Source organism: Devosia sp. (genome assembly GCF_034675085.1).
Lineage (GTDB): Bacteria > Pseudomonadota > Alphaproteobacteria > Rhizobiales > Devosiaceae > Devosia.
The window spans coordinates 1-3,361 of record NZ_JAUCDN010000346.1 but is presented as its reverse complement, the minus strand read 5'-3'; the positions used below and the strand labels follow the sequence as shown (position 1 = coordinate 3,361).

The 3,361-nt window shown below is 65.0% G+C and carries 4 protein-coding genes; all 4 read left to right on the top strand.

Features of this window, described 5'->3' with window-relative positions; all coding sequences use genetic code 11:
• Positions 1-324: 324 nt before the first annotated feature.
• Positions 325-549 (top strand): FUSC family protein, encoded by a 225-nt coding sequence (locus VDP82_RS16020; RefSeq protein ID WP_323015829.1) that lies wholly within the window; start codon positions 325-327, stop codon positions 547-549.
• 117 nt (positions 550-666) lie between these two features.
• Positions 667-1,860, top strand: a complete 1,194-nt coding sequence (locus VDP82_RS16015; protein ID WP_323015828.1) for a GGDEF domain-containing protein — start codon at positions 667-669, stop codon at positions 1,858-1,860.
• A 73-nt stretch (positions 1,861-1,933) separates the two neighbouring features.
• Positions 1,934-3,136, top strand: coding sequence for a benzoate/H(+) symporter BenE family transporter (locus VDP82_RS16010; RefSeq protein ID WP_323015827.1), 1,203 nt, complete (start codon positions 1,934-1,936; stop codon positions 3,134-3,136).
• On the top strand, positions 3,133-3,361 hold a 229-nt coding region (locus VDP82_RS16005; RefSeq protein ID WP_323015826.1), incomplete at its 3' end, for an NTP transferase domain-containing protein. The genes VDP82_RS16010 and VDP82_RS16005, both read left to right, overlap by 4 nt.

The window sequence follows — 3,361 nt, the reverse complement described above, 5'->3', positions numbered from 1 at the left end:
GATTTGCAATCCGCTGCGTAACCACTCCGCCACGAGGCCTCTCGGCGCCTGTACCTATTGGACATCAAAAGCTTATGCAAGAGGCAGGTTCAAGAGCCGTGAATTTCTGAAACGGGAAGCGCGGCAGCCCCAAGTTTTCTGAAATCGGCGGACCATTTGGCTATTGCGCCGAACTGCCCCGAATGCCTCAGCTTGGAGCGGACCTTACGGCGCGTCGATCTTCGCGAGCCATGCGCTGGGTGCCCAGAATCCGGCCTGGGCGGCGCTGGGGGGATGCAGGGCGGCACCTCCATATCAGCATGCAAGGGCCCTTGCAGCGCAGAGATGATCATTGGCAGCAATTACGGGCTGGTCCAGATATTGGTCACGCCCATGGCGCTGCTCATGACCTATCTGGTCTCAGGCGCGGCAGGCGCCGCCCTGGTTCCGGAACGGGTGATCGATATCCTGCTTGGCGCGGCGATCAGCATCAGCGCCGCCGTTCTATTTTTCTCGACGCGGGACCGCCAGACATTGGCGCACCATCACTCCTCGCGCGGCAAGCAATAGCCGGCCTCTACCGACAACAGCACTTCAGCTTGGCATCGAGCTCGAGCGGTAAGTTTAACGCTTGCTTATCGAGCGCCTCGTAACAATACGGCGGCGAGGGGACCGACGAGGACTATCATGACGAGCGAGCTGTCGCTCAATCTGCTCAATCCCGCCATCATGGCTGTATTTGCAGCGGTTTTTGGCATTCTGGGGAGCCAGCGGCGCAGGCAGAGATATCTGCTTTTGCTGAGCATGGCCTTTGTGTGCGGGGGCTTGGGCTTTTTCGTGCAGGGGCTGCTGATGCCGCCTGACATGCCCGAATGGCGGCTCGTGCCCAACGCCATCTTCTTTGCGGCCCTGCTGCTGATCTGCAGCAGCGCCCTGGCCCGAGCGGGCATAGCGGTGCCCCTGATGGCCTTTGGCCTTATTGCCGTGGCAGAGATGGCCGGGCTTTCCGTCTTTTTCTTTATTTACCCCAGCCTTTTGGGCCGTATCTATGTGTCCAACGCCGCCTTTGTGTTGCTGATCGGCACGACGCTGGTGCTGCTTGCGCGCGCCCGTCCCTGGGATGGAGCCGACTGGATGATCGGGGGGCTCGCCGTTCTCGGGCTCGGCCTTTGCATCACGCGGCCGATCACAGCCTCCTTCGAGGAGATGGTGGTCAATGCCGGCAACCTGCTCAGCTCGGGCTATTGGCTGGCTGTACAATTCATGGCCGTGCTAATGGCGACCCTGGTGACGCTGGGTTTCCTGTTGGCAACCGCCATCGATATTTTTGGCGAGTTGCAGGCGGAGGCGCGGCGCGATCCGCTGTCCGGGCTGCTCAACAGGGGCGGCTTCGAAACCCTTGCCCGCCGCTGCCTCGCCGAACCGCAGGACACCGAACGCCCTGCCGCCATGCTGATTGCCGATCTCGACGACTTCAAGATCATCAACGACACCTTCGGTCACGGCGCCGGAGACCGGGTGATCGCCGCCGTGGGCCAGGTCCTGCGCGAACACAGTGCGGCGCGCTGCGCCGGCCGCATTGGCGGCGAAGAGTTCGCCCTGCTTTTCACCGGGCTGACCGAAAGCGAATTGCGCCTGCGGGCCGAAGGGCTTGTGGCCGCGATTGCCCGGCTGCGCGTGGCGGAGCTGCCGCCCGACTTTCGCGTCACGCTCTCGGCGGGGCTGCATATGCAGGCCGGCGCACGCCTCGCGGAGCTGTTTGCGCAGGCCGACACGGCGCTTTATACGGCCAAGCGCACCGGCAAGAACCGGGTTTCAGTCAGCACCGACGCGCCGCCGATCCCCCAGAAACCAAGGCTGGACCGGCCAAGCGCCGCCTGACACACTTTATTTGGAAAGCACGGCTTTGCCGCTGCCCGGCTCTATCCGGGTGTGTTGCGCCGGGAGATAGAGATTGAGCGACAGGGCGGAACGGAGCAGGCGGCGTGACTATGCGCAGCCGATCATGGCGGGGGCGCTGGCGGCCATTGTGGGCTATGCCAGCACCTTCACGCTGGTGCTGGCGGCCCTGTCCGAAGCCGGCGCCTCTCCGCAGCAGGCGGGGTCGGGCCTGATGGCCGTGTGCCTTTCCATGGCGCTGCTCAATGTGATTGTTGCGCTGCGGGTCAGGACGCCCATCAGCTTCGCCTGGACAACACCAGGCGCTGCCTTTCTGTTAACCGTTGGGGAACCGATCGGTGGCTTTCCAGCCGTTGCCGGGGCGTTTCTGTTAACGGGTATTCTCATCATCCTAACCGGAATCATCCGTCCCCTCGCCCGGCTGGTTGCCGCCCTGCCCGGCGCCATCGCCAATGCCATGCTGGCCGGCATGCTGCTATCGCTGTGCCTGGCGCCGATCCACGCGGTGGCGGAATTGCCGGCACTGGCCCTGCCCATCCTCTTGGCCTGGGCAATCGGCATGCGCTTCGCCCGCCGCTATGCCGTGCCGATCGCCGTGGTGGTGACGGGCATCCTGTTGGTGGCGACAACGAAATTGCCGCCGGGGGCGCTTGATGGCAGTTGGCCCAGCCTCGTGCCGGTGATGCCGGTGTTCACGCTCGACGCCATGGCCCGCATCGCCCTGCCACTCTACATCGTCACCATGGCCTCGCAAAACCTGCCGGGACTGGCGGTGCTGCAAGCCAATGGCTATTCGGTACGGCCGGCGCCGCTTTTCGTGCTGACCGGCATCGCCAGTGCCGTCACCGCCTTTTTCGGCGCCATCAGCAGCAATCTGGCGGCAATCACCGCCGCCATCTGCGCCGGACCGGAAGCCCATCCGGACCGGAGCATGCGCTGGGCTGCGCCGGTGGCGGCAGGCGTCACCTATGGCTTGCTGGCGCTGGCGGCGAGCCTGGCGGCCGCCTTCATCGCCGCGTCGCCCCCGATCCTGATCCAGGCTGTGGCCGGGCTGGCGCTGCTTTCAAGCCTTGCCGGCTCGCTGGCCAGCGCCCTGGGCCAGGAGGAGATGCGCCTGCCGGCCACCTTGACCTTCGTGACCACGGCATCCGGGGTGACCCTTCTGGGCCTCGGCGCGCCCTTCTGGGGGCTGGCTGCCGGTATCGGCATGTCGGTGTTGCTGCACTGGAACAACCGTGTTGCGGCAGAATCGAAATGACATTGCCCCATGCGGTCATTCTGGCCGGCGGCAGGGGTGAGAGGCTGGGCGGCATACGAAAGGCGGATCTGCGGCTGGGCGGCCAACGCTGCCTCGACCGGGTGGCCGGAGCGCTCGGACCGGTGGAGCCTCCCCTTTTGATTGCGTTCGGGCCTGAGGAAGCCGTTTCGACCCTGCCCGTCGGCGCGCAGGCCCTTCACCTGGTCGAGGCTCTTGCCCTTCGGC

Bases quoted from the DNA above. Each gene is read 5' to 3' on its own strand.
- VDP82_RS16020 (WP_323015829.1), top strand. From the start codon at position 325: ATGATCATTGGCAGCAATTACGGGCTGGTCCAGATATTGGTCACGCCC.
- VDP82_RS16015 (WP_323015828.1), top strand. From the start codon at position 667: ATGACGAGCGAGCTGTCGCTCAATCTGCTCAATCCCGCCATCATGGCT.